This is a genomic window from Streptomyces xantholiticus, assembly GCF_014651015.1.
Classification (GTDB): Bacteria; Actinomycetota; Actinomycetes; order Streptomycetales; family Streptomycetaceae; genus Streptomyces; species Streptomyces xantholiticus.
The window spans coordinates 21,604-41,481 of the sequence record NZ_BMWB01000012.1 but is presented as its reverse complement, the minus strand read 5'-3'; the positions used below and the strand labels follow the sequence as shown (position 1 = coordinate 41,481).

General features: G+C 69.1%; 18 protein-coding genes and 1 pseudogene. 6 read left to right on the top strand and 13 right to left on the bottom strand.

The window, feature by feature from the left end; translation table 11 throughout:
- Window positions 1-454 precede the first annotated feature (454 nt).
- Window positions 455-2,905 (bottom strand): XRE family transcriptional regulator, encoded by a 2,451-nt coding sequence (locus IE198_RS18955; protein ID WP_229834085.1) that lies wholly within the window; start codon window positions 2,903-2,905, stop codon window positions 455-457.
- 187 nt (window positions 2,906-3,092) lie between these two features.
- Here IE198_RS18955 and IE198_RS18950 point away from each other — a divergent pair, with 187 nt between their 5' ends.
- Window positions 3,093-3,548, top strand: a complete 456-nt coding sequence (locus IE198_RS18950; protein WP_189888105.1) for a carboxymuconolactone decarboxylase family protein — start codon at window positions 3,093-3,095, stop codon at window positions 3,546-3,548.
- A 368-nt stretch (window positions 3,549-3,916) separates the two neighbouring features.
- Window positions 3,917-4,312 (top strand): iron chaperone, encoded by a 396-nt coding sequence (locus tag IE198_RS18945; RefSeq protein WP_189888325.1) that lies wholly within the window; start codon window positions 3,917-3,919, stop codon window positions 4,310-4,312.
- Between the two features lie 344 nt (window positions 4,313-4,656).
- Here IE198_RS18945 and IE198_RS18940 read toward each other — a convergent pair whose 3' ends face one another.
- From IE198_RS18940 to IE198_RS18905, 8 genes are all read right to left on the bottom strand, one after another.
- On the bottom strand, window positions 4,657-4,848 hold the full coding sequence (locus IE198_RS18940; RefSeq protein ID WP_189888103.1) for a hypothetical protein: 192 nt from the start codon (window positions 4,846-4,848) through the stop codon (window positions 4,657-4,659).
- Window positions 4,849-4,925: 77 nt separating this feature from the next.
- A complete protein-coding gene (locus IE198_RS18935) occupies window positions 4,926-5,378 on the bottom strand; it encodes a DUF6098 family protein (protein ID WP_189888100.1) in 453 nt (150 codons plus the stop codon).
- 19 nt (window positions 5,379-5,397) lie between these two features.
- Window positions 5,398-5,625 carry a DUF5133 domain-containing protein gene (locus tag IE198_RS18930; RefSeq protein WP_189888097.1) on the bottom strand — a complete coding sequence of 76 codons (228 nt, stop codon included), beginning with the start codon at window positions 5,623-5,625 and terminating at the stop codon, window positions 5,398-5,400.
- A gap of 275 nt (window positions 5,626-5,900) precedes the next feature.
- Window positions 5,901-7,175, bottom strand: a complete 1,275-nt coding sequence (locus IE198_RS18925) for an MFS transporter (RefSeq protein ID WP_189888094.1) — start codon at window positions 7,173-7,175, stop codon at window positions 5,901-5,903.
- 143 nt (window positions 7,176-7,318) lie between these two features.
- The gene (locus IE198_RS18920; RefSeq protein WP_189888091.1) at window positions 7,319-8,248 is read right to left on the bottom strand and encodes a 5-oxoprolinase subunit C family protein; all 930 of its coding nucleotides are present in this window, start codon (window positions 8,246-8,248) and stop codon (window positions 7,319-7,321) included.
- Entirely contained in the window at window positions 8,245-8,916 is a 672-nt protein-coding gene (locus IE198_RS18915) for a 5-oxoprolinase subunit B family protein (RefSeq protein ID WP_189888087.1), read from the bottom strand. Before IE198_RS18915 ends, IE198_RS18920 begins: the two co-directional genes overlap by 4 nt.
- On the bottom strand, window positions 8,913-9,677 hold the full coding sequence (locus IE198_RS18910; RefSeq protein ID WP_189888084.1) for a LamB/YcsF family protein: 765 nt from the start codon (window positions 9,675-9,677) through the stop codon (window positions 8,913-8,915). The genes IE198_RS18915 and IE198_RS18910 overlap by 4 nt, the downstream gene beginning before the upstream one ends.
- Window positions 9,678-9,730: 53 nt before the next feature.
- Window positions 9,731-10,546, bottom strand: coding sequence for a putative hydro-lyase (locus IE198_RS18905; protein ID WP_189888082.1), 816 nt, complete (start codon window positions 10,544-10,546; stop codon window positions 9,731-9,733).
- 206 nt (window positions 10,547-10,752) lie between these two features.
- On the opposite strand from IE198_RS18905, the gene IE198_RS18900 reads away from it, so the two are divergent.
- Window positions 10,753-11,448, top strand: a complete 696-nt coding sequence (locus IE198_RS18900; protein WP_189888079.1) for a GntR family transcriptional regulator — start codon at window positions 10,753-10,755, stop codon at window positions 11,446-11,448.
- Window positions 11,449-11,458: 10 nt separating this feature from the next.
- Here the strand turns inward: IE198_RS18900 and IE198_RS18895 are convergent, their stop codons facing one another.
- The 4 genes from IE198_RS18895 to IE198_RS18880 all read right to left on the bottom strand — a co-directional run bounded on the left by IE198_RS18895 (window position 11,459) and on the right by IE198_RS18880 (window position 17,058).
- Complete coding sequence (locus IE198_RS18895; protein ID WP_189888076.1) at window positions 11,459-12,730, bottom strand: ABC transporter substrate-binding protein; 1,272 nt, start codon at window positions 12,728-12,730, stop codon at window positions 11,459-11,461.
- Entirely contained in the window at window positions 12,730-14,955 is a 2,226-nt protein-coding gene (locus IE198_RS18890; protein ID WP_189888074.1) for a sensor histidine kinase, read from the bottom strand. Before IE198_RS18890 ends, IE198_RS18895 begins: the two co-directional genes overlap by 1 nt.
- 250 nt (window positions 14,956-15,205) lie before the next feature.
- Window positions 15,206-16,540, bottom strand: coding sequence for an MFS transporter (locus IE198_RS18885; protein WP_189888071.1), 1,335 nt, complete (start codon window positions 16,538-16,540; stop codon window positions 15,206-15,208).
- 83 nt (window positions 16,541-16,623) lie between these two features.
- Window positions 16,624-17,058, bottom strand: a complete 435-nt coding sequence (locus tag IE198_RS18880) for an ATP-binding protein (RefSeq protein WP_189888068.1) — start codon at window positions 17,056-17,058, stop codon at window positions 16,624-16,626.
- Window positions 17,059-17,715: 657 nt separating this feature from the next.
- Here IE198_RS18880 and IE198_RS36370 point away from each other — a divergent pair.
- The 3 genes and pseudogenes from IE198_RS36370 to IE198_RS18870 form a co-directional block, all read left to right on the top strand.
- Window positions 17,716-17,861 (top strand): annotated as a pseudogene (locus IE198_RS36370) (biotin carboxylase N-terminal domain-containing protein); the annotation flags it as partial.
- A gap of 173 nt (window positions 17,862-18,034) precedes the next feature.
- On the top strand, window positions 18,035-19,612 hold the full coding sequence (locus tag IE198_RS18875; RefSeq protein ID WP_189888065.1) for an acyl-CoA carboxylase subunit beta: 1,578 nt from the start codon (window positions 18,035-18,037) through the stop codon (window positions 19,610-19,612).
- A gap of 47 nt (window positions 19,613-19,659) precedes the next feature.
- A complete protein-coding gene (locus IE198_RS18870) occupies window positions 19,660-19,875 on the top strand; it encodes an acyl-CoA carboxylase epsilon subunit (RefSeq protein WP_189888062.1) in 216 nt (71 codons plus the stop codon).
- Window positions 19,876-19,878 lie beyond the last annotated feature (3 nt).

Genomic DNA, 19,878 nt, shown 5'->3' with positions numbered 1-19,878 from the left:
GACCGGCAGTGTCGGGCACGAGCGCCAGGAAAGCTCCCGGCCGGCCGCGATCAGCCGATCATCTCGTGCGGGTCAAGCTGTTGTACATACATGTTAAGTAGGCCGTGCGAGGGAAGTCAACGTATCCCGGAAGAAAACCGCTGGAAACATACCCAGCCTGACAGTGGCATCGGTCTACAGACAAAACACGGTTAGGTAAACCGGTAGGTACGGGGGCGGTCCGCACCCCGATCCGCGGACCGCCGGGGAGGCAAACCAGGAGCCGACCCGGCGCTCAACCAGCGGTGGCATCCCACCTCCGGGGCGTCAGTCCCCCCTATGAGCAGGCCGCCGTCGTGCCGGATCGTCTCCCACGGCCAAGAGCCGCCCGCCCACCCCACAGGCCCGAATCGGCGGCGGTCCACTGCAAGCAATGAGTGACGCCATGCCCTACGGCCATCTCGTGCCGGACCGATCAGTAGGCCCCGGGGGCGAGCTCCTGGAGGAGAGCCTGACCCGCCGCACGGTGCTCGGCCGCCTCAGCCGGATCCGTCTCTTCGAGCACGATCGCGATGCCTTCGTGGGCCAGCGCTTCCTCAAACCGGTTTCCCAGCCTCGGGGCCAGTTCCAGCGCCTGCCGGTGCAGCCGTAGGGCCTCTTCCGGGAGGCCCGCGAGTCGGCAGGTCTCGCCATAGCCGTTGAGGAAATGGATCTTCCAGTGTTCCTCGAACAGCTCGTCGAGCAGCGCGAATGCCTCCCGGTGACTGGCCAGTGCCTCCTCGTATCGGCCCATCTGCCGCAGCGCGACGCCCAGGCAGTTGAGGCACCACGCCTGGTTGTGAAGGTGCCCGTCGTCGCGGGCCAGCGCCAGCGCCTGATGCAGGTGCTCCGCTGCCTCGTCGGGTTCCTCGTGGGCGATGGCCACGCCGAGCGTGATCCGCGCCGTCAGAGCCGGCGGCCATGCGGGCTCGGTGTGAGGGATGTCCAGCACTTTCCTGGCCCGCTGCGCCGACTCCTCACGGTGTCCCAGCTGCAGCATCGCCCAGGCCTCCGACGCGGCCGCGTGGGCCGCGCCCGCCGGGCAACCGGCCTTCTCGTAGAGCTTCCCTGCCAGCCGAAAGAGTTCGAGCGGCTCCTCGACGTGCCCCGCGTCCCAGCTCAGATAGCCGCGGCGGATGGCCAGCTCGGCTTCCACCCGCGTGTCCCCCGTCCGGGACACCTGGACTCCGGCCGCCTCGTAAGCGGCGGCGGCCTCCGCCATCCGCCCCGCGTTGTAGCGCGCGAAGCCCAGATCGCTGTGCGCTTCGGCCAGTGGCAGCGGATCACCCAGGCGCTCGGCGGCGGCGAGCGACCGCTCGAAGAGGAAGTTGAGATGCGTCGTGCCGCAGCGCCGCGCGAAGTAGGCCCGCAGGAAGCGCGGAAGCTCGCACACGTGCACGTCGGCCCCGACGGCGGCCGCGGTCTCGAACGCGGCCATCAGGTTTCCGTACTCCGCGACGAGCCAGGCGAAGGCCGCGTTCTTGTCCGTGAACCGTGGCAGCTCGGCGGGCGGCCGGCCCGCGGAGGCCGGCCGGCCGGGAGACAGGAAAGGCATCGCGGCGTCGGCAGCGGCCGCCGCGTGCACGTAGTAGTCGAGCACCCGGCCCAAGGCCCGCTCCCGCTCGGCCGCTGAGTCCTGCTCTGCCGCGGCCCGGCGCGCGTGCTGGTGCACCAGGTCGTGCAGCCGGTAGCGGCCCGCCGTCGGCTGCTGGACGAGGTGGGCGTCGAGCAGGTCCTCCAGCATCACCTGGGCGCTCCGCAGCGGCACGTCCGCCAGCGCCGCCACCACGTACTCGTCGAAGGACGCCCCGGGCAGCAGACCCAGCATCCGGAACAGGCGGGCCTGGGACCGGTTCAGCTGCCGAACCGACATGGCGAACGCGGTGTCGAACTCGCTCGCACCCTTGGCCATCCGCTCGACGAGGATGCCCACGGTCCAGCCCGGCCGGTGCCGCAGCCGTGCCGCGGCCAGCCGCAGGGCCAGCGGCAGATGGCCGCACAGCCGCAGCACCTCGGCGGCCGATTCCGGATCGCGGGCCAGCCTTCCGTCTGTGCCGCCCGGGTCGCCGCTGGCACGGGCCAGCAGCTCCGCGCTCTCCTGCGGGTTCAGCACGTCGAGCGAGACCGGGGGCACCTCGTCCAGGCCGAGGAGCCGGTTGCGGCTCGTGATCAGGACGACGGAGGGGCCGGCGCCGGGCAGCAGCGGGCGGACCTGGTCGGCGTCGGCGGCGTTGTCGAGGACCACGACGACCCGTCGGCGGGCCAGTTCGGACCGCCAGCAGGCGGCCAGCTGCTCGACACCTTCCTGCGGGACCTTCTCGGACGGGACCTCGAGCGCGCCGAGCAGCATCCGCAGCGCGGAGTCGGGGTCGAGCGGGGGCCGGCCCTCGGTGAACCCGTGAAGGTCCACATAGAGCTGGGCGTCCGGGAAGTCGGCGGCGAGCCGGTGCGCGGCGTGCACCGCCAGACAGGTCTTGCCGACGCCCGCCATGCCGTCGACGGAGACCGCCCGATGGCTGTCGACTGCGGCGAACACGGCAGCGAGCCGCTCCTCGCGTCCGGTGAAGTCGGGCACGTCACGCGGCAGATCGTTGCGGGGCAGCGGCCGGACCTGGCGACTGCTCTTCGGGGGCGCCGGCAAGGGGTTCGAGGTCCGTTCCCACAGGGGGCGCAGGGGGCGGGGGTCGCGCTTGACGAGGCGGCAGAGGGCGACCACCGCGGGCCAGGGCGGCACGGTCTGCCCGTTGAGGTAGCGCGACAGTGACGAGGAACTGAGGCCGGTGTCCCGCGCGAGGGCCCGTACGCCGAGCCCTGACAGTTCCTGGAGCAGGCGCAGCCGGGCTGCCAGCTCGTCCTGCGGGCCGGCCTTCGCCGTCCGTTCTTCCACGTCCACTGTTCCCCCGCCTTCCCGTCCCGCTCCGGCAGAAGTCTCCCCAGTCAAGTCGCCGCTGGTCAAGGCTGTTTCAGCTGTCCCACGGTGTCCCACCGCCGTGGTCGTGGCAAGCCGGCCCGGCTGTTATGGAGTCACGCCCCGACGGAACGGGGCCACTGACCCGGAAGAGGAGCAGACCGAGATGCAGTCTCGCATGCAGAACCCCGCCGTCGTGCTGTCCGGTGCGATGCAGCCCATCCAGGAGATCCTCAAGGCCGTGCACTCCGGCGGCGTGGACGGACAGACGCTGGAGCTGGTGCACCTGCGGGTCAGCCAGATCAACGGCTGCAGCGCCTGCGTCGACGGCGGCGCCAAGACGGCCCGCAAGGCCGGCGTGAGCGACGAGCGGCTGGCCACGGTCGTCGCCTGGCGGGAGGCCCCGTACTTCACCGACGAGGAGCGGGCGGCCCTCGCGCTGGCCGAGGCCGCCACGCGGCTGGCCGACCGTCCCGACCCGGTGAGCGACGAGGTCTGGGACACGGCCGCCACCTACTTCGACGAGAAGCAGCTGGCCGCGATCGTCCTGATGGTCGGCGTCACCAACCTGTTCAACCGGCTCAATGCCACGACCCGCCAGATCGCCGGCGCGTGGGGATGACGCCCGCCGGCCCCGGCCGGTGGGCACGGATCCGCCGGCCGGGGCCGACTCATCGGCTTCGTCGCCACCCTGCCCACGGCTCACCCCGACACTCCAGCCGGCAGCGAAGTCGCCCCGCGGCCCTCACCGCAGGCCCCGGACGAGTCGTCCGAGTGCTCTGCAGGACCGTCACTGATCGGAGTCTTCTGGGCGACGGTCTCGTGACTCCGAACTTCGGAGAAGCCGCAGCTGCGGCGCCTCTCCGGCATGAAGATCTACCCGTCAATCCGAATACCGGGAGGAAACCCGCCGTGAAGCACGCACAGCAGCCGGCCAGGAGCACCACCGACAAGACGTCCGAGGGATTCACGGACGACGAGCGAGCCGCGATGAAGGAGCGCGCCCGGGAGCTGAAGGCGTCCGCGCGCCGCGGATCGCGCGCCGCCAAGGCGGCGGAGGACGAGGCCGCCGTGGTCGCCAAGATCGCCGAGATGCAGGAATCGGACCGCGCCATGGCCGAACGGCTCCACGCCGTCATCAAGGCAAGCGCGCCTGACCTCGCGCCGAAGCTCTGGTACGGGATGCCCGCGTACGCCAAGGACGGCAAGGTCGTCTGCTTCTTCCAGAGCGCGGAGAAGTTCAATGCGAGGTACGCGACGTTCGGCTTCAGCGACAAGGCGAACCTCGACGAAGATGCCATGTGGCCGACTTCCTACGCCCTGAAGCAGCTGACCGCCGCCGACGAGGGGAGGATCGGCGCGCTCGTGAAGAAAGCGGCGAACTGAGGCCCGATGACGACGCCACACGACGCGGGCGGACGGGGGCAGCGGATCCGCGCCCTCCGCCCGGTCCCGGAGTCCTGCCTCGGGCACCAGCCGCAAAGCAGGGGGTACGCCAGACGCATGCCGCACAACACGTCTGATCAGTCGGCGTATGACCGAGCCGCGCCGGCAGCCGGCTTTCGCCGTGCCGCCCGGACCGTGACCTCGGCCACACGCTCGGCATCGACCACATGGGTCCCCTCGCCCCAGGCCTTGGGACTCAGGCACCAGCCAGGGCCTCGCCGGCGCCTGGCGCAGTCCTTCCTGCTCATCCGGAGGTCTGTGGCGCCCCTCGCCGAGGTCGACGGTCAGGCGGGGTGGTTCGGCTGCTGGTCGGGAGGGGTGCCGCCGCCTTCGCCGCCGCCTTTGTGCCCGCGGTCCGTGCCGTGCGGACGGCCGCCGCCCTTGTCCCGCTCTTCCGCTTTCAGGGACTGGCTGTCTTCCGGTGTGCCGGCTCCCTTGTCGCTGCGCCGCAGCTCCGGCTGCTGAGGATCGGGCATGACGATCACCTTCCTGGCTTGCGACGTCAAGGTGCGAGTAACCCGTGGGCCTGGTCGCAAACGCGGCGCGGTCCTTCTCAGGTTGCTCCGTCGCGGTCGAGAGGGCCCCAGTCGCCGGGCTGCCCGGTAATGATCCTGCAGGCCTCGTCGATGACGTGGTCGGCGATCCAGCCAAGCGGTTCGACGTCTGTCACCAGGGGTTCGTTGTCCGGCCCGCGGGCCGTCTCTGAGCCGTGCAGCAGCCAGGGCCGGGTCCGTGGGTCCTTCACCCGCGGCAGGTGGCAGTAGTCGTACAGCCGCCGAGCGACCCACACGTGGAGCGGCCGCTTGCCCCACCAGTCCTCGAGGTCCAGAGGGCTCGCCGACAGGCCCGGCAGTTTCACGCCGGTCAGGTCGTCCGTACTGGAGACGCCGCGAAGGTCTCGCTCCGGACCGCGGGACCAGCGCACGTAGAGACCCTGGCGGCGGGTGACCAGCCGGGTCAGCTCGTCGAGGCTGCTGAGGGTGGGCATGTTCGCTGTCGTACTCATGGTGCTCAGGGAGTGCGGATCACGCGGTGATCAGGGAGTCGTCCTCGGGGCGGGCGCCGGGCAGCTGGTGGCGGGCGGCGAGGAGGGCGGCGTCGATGTGGCCGGTGCCGGTGGACACGCACAGCATGTAAGCGATGTCGTCCATGCGCTGCCGCACTTCCGGGCTGCCGTTCTCGGCGTGCAGAATCCGCAGCGTGTCGTACTGCTCGACCATGTTCTTCAGCACCGCCGGGTGTGCCATCAGCATCAGACGTCTCCTTTGCACCGTCTCTCACACGGGTCGTTCAGCGACCCGCCTACCCCGAGGCGGCACCGCCATACCGCTCTCCATCGGCCTGGCTCGGCGGTGCGGGGCTCGGATCGGAGCGGGCAGGCTCAATCGGTCTGGGCACCATGCCGACCAGAGCGTCACGAGGAGCAACGAAGAATCCAGCGCGGCTGACCCGATCAGTCCCTTACGAACCGCGAGGACGGGACGGGCACTCACGTGGAGAGGAAATGCGCGCTCAGGCCCCGGAAGTCTCAGGGTAGTTCGGTGCCGCGGGTCTCGGGGAGCCCCGCGAGGGCGACGAGGGCAAGGACGTAGCCCATGACGCCGTAGACAAGGGCGCCGCCGACGCCGGCGTCGCCTGCCGCGAAGCCCACCGAAGTCGGGAAGAAGGCTCCGATGGCGCGCCCGACGTTGTAGGTGAAGCTTTGGCCGGTGCCGCGGACCGCGTTGGGATAGAGCTCGGCCAGGTATGAGCCGAACCCGGAGAAGATGGCGGAGGCGCAGAAACCCAGGGGGAATCCGAGGATCAGCAGCAGGGTGTTGGCGCCCTGGGGGATGTTGATGTAGGCCATCAGCAGCGCCCCGCTGAGGACCGCGAACAAGGCAAAGGATTTCTTGCGTCCGAAGAGATCGACAACGTACCCGGCGGTGAGGTAGCCGGCGAACGCGCCGGTGATGAGCACGGCCAGGTAGCCGCCGGTGCCCACGACGGTCAGGCCGCGCTCCGACTTCAGGTAGGTGGGCAGCCACGTGGCGATGGTGTAGTAACCGCCCTGTATGCCGGTGGCCAGCAGGGTCGCGAAAAGCGTCCTTCGTGCCAGGGTGTTCCGAAAGATCGACGACAGCCGGACATGTGATTCCACCTCGCCGAGCCGCTTGGTCACCTCCGGGGCGTCCTGGACCTTCCGGCGTACGTAGACCAGGAGCAGTGCCGGCAGTGCGCCGGTCCAGAACATGACCCGCCAGGCGATGCTGGGATCGAGGGTGCCCAGCACCACGGTGCTCACGATGACCGCCAGTCCCCAGCCGACGGCCCAAGAGCTCTGGATGAAGGCCAGCGTTCGGCCTCGGTAGCGGCTCCTGGCGTATTCGGCGACCAGAACGGCACCGGCCGCCCATTCACCGCCGAAGCCGATGCCTTGGAGAGCGCGGCTGGCCAGCAGCATCGGATAGCTCGTGGCGAAGCCGCACAGCACGGTGAACAGGGCATAGGTGCCCACCGTGATGATCAGGGTCCTGACGCGGCCCACCCGGTCGATCAGCACGCCGGCGAGGATGCCGCCGAGCGCGGACATCAGCAGCGTGACGGTGGTCAGCAGTCCCGCCTGCGCCTGGGTGAGGCTGAAGTAGGCCGCGATGGCGACCATGCTCAGCGGGAGGACCTGGAAGTCGTAGGAGTCGAGTGCGAACCCGCCGAACGCTCCTTTGAAAGCCCGGCGTCCCTGTGGTGTGAGGGACCGGTACCAGGAGAATGGGCCGCTGCTTTCCCGGCTGGGTGCCGGGAGGGCGGTGGGGGCAGGTTCCATGGAGCGCCTCACAACGAAGGCGGGAGGAGTGCAGTCGCCGGGTCGGCGGCGTGGGCCTGCCGATGTGGGCTGTTTCCAGCGTCCACCCCAACCCTGGCGCCGCGCACCTCGGTCGGTGCCTCCGCAGCAGTGCGCGCCGCCTCTTACACCGGGTGCTCCTGCATGGCGGCGGCAGCTCGCTTCTGTGACGGTGACTGATGCCGGTGGCGGAGGCGGTGTGGCACGAAGCGGACGGTGAGGCCCGGTACCGCCTGAGCGGCTGCGGACAGCTCCTTCTCGGGTACGACTCCGATCACGGGATAACCGCCGGTGGTGGGAGAGTCGGCGAGGAAGACCACGGGGCTGCCGTCGGGCGGTACCTGCACCGCACCCAGCACCATCCCTTCGCTCGGCATTTCACGGTGCACCGCCCGCTCCAGGGCGGGACCTTCCAGCCGTAGGGCGATGCGGTTGGAGTGCTGGGAGATCTCGAAGCGGCCCGCGGCAAGCGTCTTCATCGTGGCAGGGGTGAACCAGTCGTCCCGCGGGCCGAGCAGCAGTGGCAGCACCAGTTCCTCGGGCGGTGCCTGCCACACGAGCGAGTCGGTATGGAGCGGTGAACCGGTCGGCGTCCCCAGCGGCAGGATCTCCCCGCCCGTGAGCGGTGCGGGCCCGAGCCCGGACAGCAGGTCGGTGGAGCGACTGCCGAGGACCGGGGCCACCGCGATGCCTCCGCCGATGGCGACATAGTTGCGCAGGCCGCTGGTCGGTGCGCCCACCTCGAGCAGTGCGCCGGCGGGCACGTGTACGGGGGCGGTCCACGCCGCGGGGCGACCGTTGACCCGTACCGGTGCCGGCGCCCCGGTCACGGCGGCCACCGCGGGGCGCGTGAGGCGCACCGCCACGCCGGTCAGCGTGGTCTCCAGGGTGGCGGCACCGGGGGGGTTGCCCACCAGCCGGTTCGCCAGGCGGTGTGCGGGCTGGTCGAGTGCTCCGGAGCGCGGTACGCCCAGGCTGGCGTGACCGAACCGGCCGAGGTCCTGAAGGGTGGTGAGGGCGCCGGCCCGTACGACTTCCAGCTTGCCGCCGCTCATGCCTTGCGCCCCTTCGTTGCTGTTCCCATTGTCGTTGCGCGGGTGCTTTCCAACGACGCTTCCTGGGGGACGAAGCGCACGCGGGTGCCGGGTGTCAGCAGTGCCGCGGGTTCGCGCTCCAGGTCCCACAGGGGCATCCGGGTCGTTCCGATGAGCTGCCAGCCACCTGGGGAGGCACGTGGATACACGCCGGTGTACGGGCCGGCGAGCGCCACCGAGCCGGCGGGGACCGATGTGCGGGGTGCCGCACGGCGCGGCACGTGGTACCTCTCCCCCAGACCGAGCATGTAGGCGAAGCCCGGGGAGAAACCGCAGAACGCCACCCGGTGTTCCCTGCCGCTGTGGATCCGTGCCACCTCGTCCTCGGTCACGCCCCACAGTGCGGCGACGACGCGGAGATCCGCCCCGTCGTAATGCACGGGGATCTCGATCAGGGGGCCGCTGTCGGCTGCCGACGGGGGCACGGACCACTGCTGCAACTGGGCGGCGGCGTCGGCGACGGCCACGCCGTACAGGAGCACGGTCCTGTCTCCGGGCACGATGTCCCGCACCGGCATCAGGGTTCCCGCGTCGCGTCGGCTCAGGATCCGGGCGTACCAGGCCTGCGCCTCTTCCGGCGTGTCCAGGTCGATGAGCAGGGAGTCCTCGCCGACCGGCCTCAGCCTCATGCGAACGCCTCCACCCTGACACCGGCCGCCTCCAGTGCCGCGCGTACCTGCTTGGCCATCCCAACGGCTCCGGGAGTGTCCCCGTGCAGGCACAGGGAACGTGCTCGTACGGCCACGAACTCGCCGTTCACTGTGGTGACGCGACGCTCTCGCGCGAGAGTGACGGCTCTGCGGGCGACCTGCAGGGGATCCGTGATCACAGCGCCGGGCTCGCTGCGGGGAACCAGCGTCCCCGTCGTTGTGTAGGCGCGGTCGGCGAACGCCTCGTCGGCTGTGGGGAGGCCGACGCGCGCGGCCTGCGCGTGCATGGCCGAGCCCGGCAGGCACAGCACCGGGAGTCCGGGGTCGGCCAGCCGGACCCCTGCTGCCACTGCGGCTGCCTGCTCCGGGTCGGCCACGACCCTGTTGTAGAGGGCTCCGTGCGGTTTGACGTAGGTCACCGCTGCTCCGGCAGCACGGGCGAACACCTGAAGCGAACCGATCTGATAGGTGATCTCGTCGGCGAGTTCGGCCGTCGGCACGTCCATGGCCCTGCGGCCGAAGCCGGCGAGGTCGCGGTAGGACACCTGGGCACCGATCCTCACGCCACGCTCGGCAGCGATGTCGCAGACGCGGCGCATGGTCGCGGGGTCGCCGGCGTGGAATCCGCAGGCGACGTTCGCGCTGGTGACCAGGGACAGCAGGGCCTCGTCGTCGGTGAGGGTCCACCGCCCGAATCCCTCGCCGAGGTCTGCGTTGAGGTCGATCACGATGCCTGTCATCGCTGTTTGGTCTCCTTGGGACAGTCCGTTGGGCACGAGGTACCACCGTGCCGTCATACGAGTCGGTAGTCGGTGTCTCGGGCATCGGTGATCAGCATGTACCCGGGGGCATGGGTGATCGCGAACGACGGCCGTGAGGCCATCAGAGCCGCCTGCGGGGTGACGCCGCATGCCCAGAACACCGGGACGTCGCCCGGCTGGGCATCCACCGGGTCGCCGAAGTCGGGTCGTGCCAGGTCCTCGATCCCGAGGGCGGCGGGGTCCCCGGCGTGGATCGGGCTCCCGTGCACCGAGGGCATCATCGCGCTGATCCGGGTGGCGACACCGACGAGGTCCGCCGGGACGGGCCGCATGGAGACCACGAGCCGCCCGTGCATCCGGCCGGCCGGGCGGCATTGGCGACTCGTCCGGTACATCGCGACGTTGCGGCCCTGGTCGACGTGGCGCATCGGTATGCCCGCGTCGGTCAGTGCCGCCTCGAAGGTGAAGCTGCATCCGATGAGGAAGGTGACCAGGTCCTTGCGCCAGACGTCGATGACGTCGCGGGGTTCGTCGATGAGGCGCCCGTTCTCCCAGACTCGGTAGCGCGGTACGTCGGTGCGCAGGTCGGCGCCGGCGGCCAGCGCAGTGGAGAAGGACCCCGGTTCCGTGACGTCCAGGACGGGGCAGGGCTTGGGGTTGCGCTGGCAGAACAGGAGGACGTCGTATGCCCAGTCGGCGGGCACCATGATCAGATTGACCTGGGTGTGGGAGGAGCACCAGCCGGCGGTGGGCGCACTCCCCCCTTTCCGGAAGATCTCTCGCGCCTCCTGGGGGGTCAGCTCCTCCGGTCGGGGCGTCAGCGTCTCAGGGCGGGTGTGTGCAGTCATCAACGGTCCCTTCGTCACAACCGGTGCCCAGCGGATGGGGAGACATGCCGCGTGCTGCCGGAACTCGTTCCCACATCACCAACATAGAGGATCGTTGAACAATCCGACAAGGCCTCTGTTGTTTCGTTGGCTGATTTGGGGTTGACTGGAATCACAGAGTGAACAGCCGTGGGGAGACCCGCCGGCCTGCGTGAAGGACGGAAGACATGACAGCCGAGATCGACCCTGCCGTGCTCGCCGGCGATCGAGCACTGCTCGGGCGTTCCAGCACCGCTGACCGGGTCGCGGACATTCTTCGCACGCGGATCGCCGAGGGTTATCTCTCCCCGGGGAGCAAGCTCTCGGAGGACGCCATCGGCAACGCTCTGGGCATTTCCCGAAACACCCTTCGAGAGGCCTTCCGTCTGCTCACGCACGAGCGGCTGCTGGTCCATGAGCTCAACCGCGGCGTCTTCGTGCGCATGCTCACCGTGCAGGACGTCACGGACATCTACCAGGTACGCAGGCTCATCGAGTGCGCCGCGGTACGCAATCTCGGGGTTCCTCCCTACGACCTGAGCAAGGCGGAGGCGGCGGTCGCCGAGGGCCAGAAGGCGGAGGAGGAAGGCGAGTGGCGCCAGCTCGGCACCGCCAACATCCACTTCCACCACGCCGTTGTGGCCCTTGCCCACAGCAAGCGCCTGGACGAACTGATGCGCGGTGTCCTTGCCGAACTGCGGCTGGTCTTCCATGCGATGGACAATCCGCGCAGCTTCCACGAGCCGTATCTGGAGCGCAACCGGGAGATCCTCTCCGCCCTCAAAGCCGCGGACAGGGTCAAGGCCGAGCTGCTGTTGGCCGCATATCTCGACGACGCGGAGACACAGTTGGTCCGGAGGTACTCCGAACTCATCGGCTCGTGACCTTGTCTCGTCATCCGCCGCTGCCGCTCATGGGCCATTGCAGCCGCGCGTGGGCGACGTCGAACGGATAGACAAGCCGGTACCGCCCTCTCTGGATCTGCTCGACGACCCCGCGGGCTCCGATGTTCTGATGGTTGTCGTCGAACTTCACACCGTCCCACGGCATGATCGTGTCCCGCCCCGGAACGTCGATGTTCACCAGCGCGGAGCGGATGTCGGCCGGCCTGCGGGACCGGGCATCGTTGATCGCCTGCGCCAGGGTCATGACCGCTGTGAACGCCCGGGCGGCGTCATCGTTCATGGGTGTGTCGTACGTCCGCCTGTAGAGGTCTGCCACGGCTCTGGCAGTGGGGTTGTGCCGCGACAGGTCGGAGGACCAGGCGAAGCGGCTGCAGACTCCCGCCGCGACGTCCCCGTTCCTCTGCAGGAATGCCGGATCCGCGTGGCCTCCCCCGAAGGCTATGAGTGCCGGTGGCCGGTAGGCGAGGCGGTCGAAGGTGGCACTCAAGGCCAGCGCCTGGGGTGTGTAGAGCAGGGTCAGGACGACGTCGGGGACGACTGCGCTCACCCTTTGTGCCTGAGAGGACAGGTCAGTGGCCCGGGGGCTGATCTTCAAGTCGGCGACGACCTTGCCGTCGATGTGGGAGGCATAGCGTTTGATCATGGCGGATCCGTCGTTGCCGTACTGATCGTCCGTATGCAGAACCGCGATGCGTTTGACCGGGGTTCCGCTGCTCTGGCGTTCCTTGAGCAGGGAGAAGATCACGCGTCCGTAGCTCAGGTCTGAGGGGCCCGTACGGAAGAACCAGCCCAGGCCGCGCTCGGTCAGCGATGCCGCCGAGGAACCTCCGTTCACGAAGGGGATGCCCAGCCGCTCGGAGCGGGCGCCGGCGGCTTCCGTGACGGCTGATTCGTATCCTCCTGCCACGGCGACCACGTGATGGGTGTTCACCAGGCGCGCCACTTGGGAGGCACCGCGCGAAACAGGGCCGGCGGTATCCGCGGCCACCAGCTTGATCCTGGCGTTGCCGAGGCCGGGAAGACCGGCTTCCGGCCCGAGCGGCAGGGGGATCGAGCGGTGACGGCCGTTGACGATCGCCACGGCCAGTTCCGCGCCCCGTTTCGTCTCGGCGCCGGCGGAGGCGGCGGGACCGGTCAGCGGTGCGAGGAAGCCGATGTTCACGGGGGCATCGGATGGTGGGACCGGTGCCTGGGGCGAGCAGGCGGAGGCCAGGAGAGCGGTGCAGAGCAGTACGGCGGTGCCAAGGGCCCTTCTGGGCATCAGGTTCGTCCTTCTGCGGCCGGCAGGTTGCCGGGAGTGTCGCTACTGAGGGGATGGGGATGACCGGGAGAGTCAGGAGAGGAACCGCCACCGGTCTGCACGGTGTGCAGCCCTTCGGCGAAACGGCGGATGGCCAGCCACTCCTGCCGGGACGTGAAGGCCGGTTCCGCCGCCTCGGTGCTCCGGAGTGCGGGGTGTGCGACGGCGTCTTGGCTCCCGTGCGGCGAAGCGGACTGCGCCGGAGAGAGGGCATGGGGGACCGAACGGGTTCGGCCAGGCCCTCCATCCGCGGCGGCGGAGTCGGTCAGAGGGCTGGCACGTCCGAGCTCGGCGGATGCGTGCTCTCCCCCGGTGCCGGCCAGCAGGGTCCGGGGAATCCGTACCAGGGCCGTGGTCCCCTGCCCCGGTGAGGGAATGAGGTGCACGCCGATGCCGTGTTTGGCCGCGAGGCGACCGACGACGAACAGCCCCATGCTCCGGCCCGCTCCCGGATCGAGAACCAGAGCCGAAGCCAGGCGGTGGTTCACATGTGCCATCTGCTCTTGCGTCATTCCACTGCCCTGGTCCTCGATGGAGACCACGAGGTAGCTGTGACGGCCGGACATCGGTCGGCAGGTCACGGTGACGCGGGACCGGGCGGCGGAGAACACCGTGGCGTTCTCCATCAGTTCGGCCAGCAGGTGCACGAGGTCCGTGACGGCATCCGCCGCGACGGCAGCCGCACCGATGGACCGGAAGTCGATGCGGGTGAACTGCTCCACCTCGGCGCTGGCGGCCATGAGGATTTCCGCCAGCGGCATCGGCGCCTGCCACTTTCGTCCCGTATCGGAGCCGGCGAGCACCAGAAGGCTCTCGTCCGTGCGCAACATCTGTGTCGCCAGGTGATCGAGCCGAAACAGCCGGGCCAGGCGATCGGGATCGTCCTCGTGCTGCTCCAGGTCCCCGATCTCGCCCAGGAGTTTGCTCACCAGGTGCTGATTGCGGCGGGACAGGTGGATGAACATGCCGTTGATGTGCGCGCGAAGGGCTGCCTGGTCCTTCACCAGGGCGACGGCGGCATTCTGCACGGCGTCGAACGCCTCGGCGACCTCCCCGATCTCGTCGTTGGACGAAACGGCGGCCGGCGTGGCCCGGTAGTCGGCCAGGTCGTCCACGTCGGCCTGCCGCAGCCTGGTGAGCGCCTCGGGCAGGCGTCTGTCGGCGACCTCCCGAGCGGACATCCCCAGGGCCTTGAGCGGACGGGTCATGGACCGAACGACCAGCGTGATCACCCAGCCCGACGCGAGGAACACCGCGAGCAGACCCACCGTTCCCCACAGTGCCGTGCTCTGCCGGGAGTCATGAGCCTGGCTGCTGAGGCTGATCAGGTCCTTCAGGATCTGCGACTCCACCTCACGCATCAGCGTGATCTTCCGGGTCGACACCTCACTCCATGTCGCCGGCTCGACATCGAGCCGGGGAGCCTGTGCCTGTTCGGCGACCCGTTCCTGGATGGCATGGGTGGCGCTGACCGCTACACCCTTGACGGTGTCGGCGTACAGCGTCCGCTGCGCCTGGTCGGCTGTGGCGAGAAACTCCTCGACGGTCTCCTGCTGGCGTGCGACGGCGCCCGCGAAGTCCGGGAATTGGCCGACCAGGAAGGTGCCGGTGGTCAGGACGCCGTTGAGATCCGCTCGCAGTCGGCTGGTGTTCTCCACGGCGCGGGACAGTGTGTTGAGCGCACGCACCTGGGCAGCGGCCTTGCTGCCGCCGTTGCGTGCGGCCAGAGCAGGTCCGAGTTCCATGAGCCTGTTGATGGTGGCTGTGTAGTGGGCCAAAATCGAACTTTGGGTCAGATTGGCCTCGTCCACCGAGGCGCGTAGCGCCGGAAGGCTGCGCAACTCCTCGGCGACGCCGAGGAAGGCTGTGTGCAGCTGCGGGTTGTGGGAAGTGTCGATGCCGGCGGCGGCCTGCCGGTACACAGCGGCGGCGGCGTCCGCCTCTGCACGCCGGCGCGAGGGAGTACCTCCGGAGGCGTCGAGACGGTCGGCGATGAAGCCGGCCGTCACGTCGCGTTCGTCCTGGAGCGAATGCACCAGACGCAGGACCGGCCCTTGAAGACGCGCCAGTTCGGAGAACTGCCCGTAGTCGTCGGCGTCGTTGACGGTACGGCTGAGGCTGACGAGGCCCAGGGCGCCGGCCAGGATCCCGGGGATCAGGACGACGGCTGTCAGTTTGTTTCGCACGCGCCAGTTCTTGGGCCGGGTGACGTGGCGCACCGCTGTGAGGTCGAGCCGGGAGGAATCGCGGGCCCGTCCTCTGGAGGAACGGCTGGCTCTCGTACGCAAGGGAAGGAACCTCTCAAGTGGTGCCGCGGGCCCGTCCTGGCCGGGATGCCCCCGGGACAGGGGGCGGATCGCGGGTCGGCATGGCGGTGGTGGCCGGCTGGGAAGCCGACCACCACCGCACCGGCGGGCGGGGGTGTGCGGCCGTGCTTCAGGAGAGTTCGGAGCCTCGCGTCTCCGGCAGCCACAGAAGGGCGAAAAGGGCAAGCCCGTAGCCGATTGCGCCGTAGAACAGGGCCCCGCCGACACCTGCCGACGAGAAGCCGACAGCGGTGGGGAAGATCGATCCCAGAGCGCGTCCGACGTTGTAGGTGAAGCTCTGGCCGGTACCGCGGACCGCGCTGGGGTACAGCTCGGCCAGGTAGGAGCCGAATCCGGAGAAGATGGCCGAGGCACTGAAGCCGAGGGGGAACCCGAGGATCAGCAACAGGCTGTTCGAGCCGGGCGGGATGTTGACGTACGCCAGCAGCAGGCCTGCGCTGAGGAACGCGAAGGTCGCGAAGGTCACCTTGCGGCCCAGACGGTCGACGAGGTGGCCGGCGGCAACGTAGCCGCAGAAGGCGCCGGTGATGAGCACGAACAGGTAGCCGCCGGTGCCCACGACCGTCAGGCCGCGCTCGGTCTTGAGGTAGGCGGGCAGCCAGGTGGCGAAGGTGTAGTACCCACCCATCACACCTGTGGCCAGCAGGGTCGCAAAGAGTGTCTTACGGGCGAGACCGCCCCTGAAGATCGATGACAACGGGACACGGGCTTCCTTCGTGGCGAGCCGCTCGGTCACCTCGGGGGCGTCCTCGACGTTGCGCCGCACGTATACGAGCAGCAGCGCGGGCAGGGCTCCCGTCCAGAACAGCACACGCCAGGCAAGGTCGGGGTCGATGTTGTCCATGACCACGGTGCCCACGATCACGGCCAGCGCCCAGCCGACCGCCCACGAGCTCTGAACCCAGGCCAGGACCCTGCCGCGGTACCGGGACTTGGCGTACTCGGCGACCAGGATCGCTCCGGCCGCCCACTCGCCGCCGAAGCCGACTCCCTGGAGGGTCCGGAAACCCAGGAGCATCGGATAGTTCGTGGCGAAACCGCAGAGGACGGTGAAAAGTGCGTAGGTACCCACTGTGAGCATCAGGGTTTTGACCCGGCCCACCCGGTCGATCAGCACCCCGGCCAGGATTCCGCCGAGCGCGGACGACAGCAGCGTGACAGTGGTCAGCAGGCCGGTTTGCGCCGTGCTGAGGCTGAAGTAGGCGGCGAGGGCAACCATGCCCATCGGCAGCACCAGGAAGTCGTAGGAGTCGAGGGCGTATCCGCCGAAGGCTCCCTTGAAGGCGCGACGTCCCTGGGGGGACATGGACCGGAACCACGCGAAGGGTCCTGTCGTCTCGCCTTCCACGGTCGTCGTTGGGCTGGTGGGAGTGGATGTCACGGTGACCTCACGGGTGAGAGGAGAAGAAATGACCGATCGAGACGCTTCTCGTCGGCTGGTCATCCCGCGCTCGGCGGAACGGGCGGCTCGATGTGGGACAAACTAGGGATCGTTGAACGATCCTTCAAGAGGGCGGGAGTTCTTTTCTACATTCCTTCGCCGCCCCGCCGTGCGGACGAAGGTTCGGCTCGGACAGAGCCGTCCCGGGATACGCCCATCGGCAGCTCGGCCCACACCAGGTGGCCGTGCGCAAGGCGCCACGCCCCCCAGCCCGAGGAGAGGGCCGCAACCAGGCACAGGCCGCGCCCGTCGCAGTGGACGTCGTCGCCCGCCTCACGCGGAGCCGGGACATCCCCCCACCCCTGGCCGTGATCACCGACCTCGAGACGGATCACATCCCCCGTCGAGGCACGGATGCGCCGCACGGTGTGCCAGATCGGGTCACGCGGCGAGCCATGGCAGACCGCGTTGGTGAGAAGTTCGGAAACGATCAGCTCCGCATCCTCGACGAGGTGCTGCAGACCCCACTCCCTCAACCGGCCGCCGACCTGGCGGCGGGCCGACCGGACGGAAGCGGCCACAGGTGGCAGGACCCAGGTTTGACAGTCGGCAGCAACGGCGCCGGGGGAGGCCGGCTGAGCCTGGACGGAAACGATAGGAGGCATGGCGCGCTCACTGGGAATGTGCACGGACCACGCCGTGCGGCGGTCCGCCCGCGGGGGACGCGAAGCGGCTGGATTGGGAGAAACCACGGCATTGGCCTGACCTGCAGGGCGGAAACCGCCCCACGAGTACAACCTCCGCCTGACCTGCTGCGTAGGATTGTTCTACGATCCCTTCTCTGGATTATCAGTCAATCCTGGAGTTGTCAACCCTCCCCCAAGGGGCTGACCGGCATTCGCGACGCATCCGACACCGGCAGGACCGGCGACTCGCGGCAGGCTCCACGTCAGCTTCCGCGCCGGCGCGAGCGGCAGGGCTCGGGCCGACGGGGCGGCTCCCGCCGGCGATCGCCGCCCTCTCCCGACCAGGAGCTATTGAAGGATTGTTCAACGATCCTTATGCTCGGGTCCGTCCTGGCCACTCAGGGGGACGATGACCTCTGCCCGGGGACGCATCGGCTCGCTGGGGGCGAATCCCGCTCTTCTACTCCGCCAACGCCGCGCCCTCGGTGCTTCGCTCGATGCGGCGAGGGCCTCACCACCACAGCCCACCGCCCAGCCCGCAAAGGAACCTTCGTGCGCAAGGTGCTCATCGCCAACCGTGGCGAAACCGCTGTCCGCGTTGCCCGTGCCTGCCGGACGCCGGGATCGCGAGCGTAGCTCTCTACGCCGACCCCGACCGGGATGCTCTGCATGTCCGCGCGGCCGACGAAGCGTTCGCCACCGTCGCGGCCGGCCGTGTTCACTCTCCTCGGCGTGCATCGCCTCGGTCCAGGCAGGCCTGAGCCGCTTCGCCAGCCACGTCGTGGGCCGTTCGACGACCGGCATCACGCTCTTGCCGCCACTGTCACCCACCACCAGACCCGAGAACGACCTGAAGCAGGGAGGCTGCTCAATGGGCGCAGCACACAGCGACGACCCCCTCGCAGCAGAAAAGATCCAAAGCCTGCTGCACCGGATCGACGAAGCCGCGAACGCCGTTCACGAGCCGCACGTCAGCGACGGCGTGACGGCCCGTGAACGCATGGAGCAGCTGCTGGACGAATGCTCCTTCACCGAGTTCGAAGAAATCACCGACTACCCCCTCGGCCACGCACATCAGGACCGGGTCCATTCCTACGGGGACGGCGTGGCTGCCGGTTACGGCACGGTCGACGGCCGCCCGGTGGCCGTCTTCGCGCAAGACGCCACGGTCATCGGCGGCGCGTTGGGCGAGGCCGCGTGCCGGCGAATCGTCAAGGTGATGGACTTCGCGCTCAAGACCGGCTGCCCGGTCATCGCCATCAACGACGCCGGCTGGGCAGGCACCCCCGACGGCGGCAGTGCGCTGGGCGTGCACGCCAAAATCTTCCACCGTCATGTGCATTGCTCAGGAGTGATCCCCCAGATATCGCTCATCACGGGATCGCCCAGCGGGTGCGCGGTCCACTCCCATGCCCTGAGCGACTTCACCGTGATGACCGAACGGACCTCGCACCTGATCTCGGCCCGGCCGGAGCTCATCAAAGCAGTCACCGGCCAGGACATCGAACTCCATCAGCTGGGCGGAGCACGCAGCCACAGCAACACCTCAGGCGTCGCCCATCACATGGCGGGCGACGAGGGCGACGCCATCGGCTACGTCAAGTCGCTGCTGTCCTATCTGCCGTCCAACAATCTCGAGGAACCACCGGCCATCCCCGGGCCGGCCGACCTGGACCTCCGTGCAGAAGAGCCGGCGTTGGACACAGTCGTCCCGGCCTCCCCCAACCAGCCCTACGACATGGCAGTTGTCGTCCAGCACGTCCTCGACGACCAGGAATTTCTCGAGACACAGCCTCTGTTCGCGCCGAACATCATCACCGGCTTCGGCCGCATCGAGGGCCACCCGATCGGCGTCGTCGCAAGTCAGCCGATGCACTCGGGCGGCTGCCTGGACATCAACGCCTGCGAGAAGGCAGCCCGCTTCATTCGTACCTGTGACGCCTTCAACGTCCCCGTGCTGACGTTCGTGGACGCCCCCGGATTCCTGCCGGGCGCCGACCAGGAGCACAACGGCATCGTTCGCCGCGGAGCCAAACTGATCTACGCATACGCCGAAGCGACCGTCCCTCTCATCACCGTCGTCACCCGCAAGGCATACAACGGCATCCACGACGTCATGGGCTCCACCCACCTGGGGGCGGACCTCACCCTTGCCTGGCCCACCGCGCAGATCGGGAACATGGGCCCCCACAGCGCCGTGGACCTCCTCCATGGCGCCGCACGCCACGAGCCCGTACCGGCCGATCCGGCCCTCGAGGCACAGCGGGCCGAACTGACATCCGGATACGAGGAGACGTTCCTCAACCCCTGCGCGGCCGCCGAGCGCGGACATCTCGACGCTGTGATCAGACCGTCCCGCACACGGCAATACGTCGTCCGCGCTCTGCGGGCACTGCGGAGCAAACGAGAGACGCTGCCGCCCAAGAAGCACGGCAACATCCCGCTGTAGACCGTCCCAACGTCGCCCCCGGCGCCCTCACCACTCAGGACAACTCGATGCAGCTCATCAAGGTGCTTCACGGGCAGCCCAGTCCCGAAGAGCTGGCAGCCCTCATCGCGGCGATCAAGGCCCGCTCAGCTGCCACCGTGGCGTCCGCCCCTGCCCTACCGCGCACGCCGCCGGTGTCCGCGTGGACCAACCGCGCCGCCGCCATCGCCCTGCGCCGGCGATCGCTGCCCCGGTCCGTGAGACACATCTCCACGCCGATGTGACGA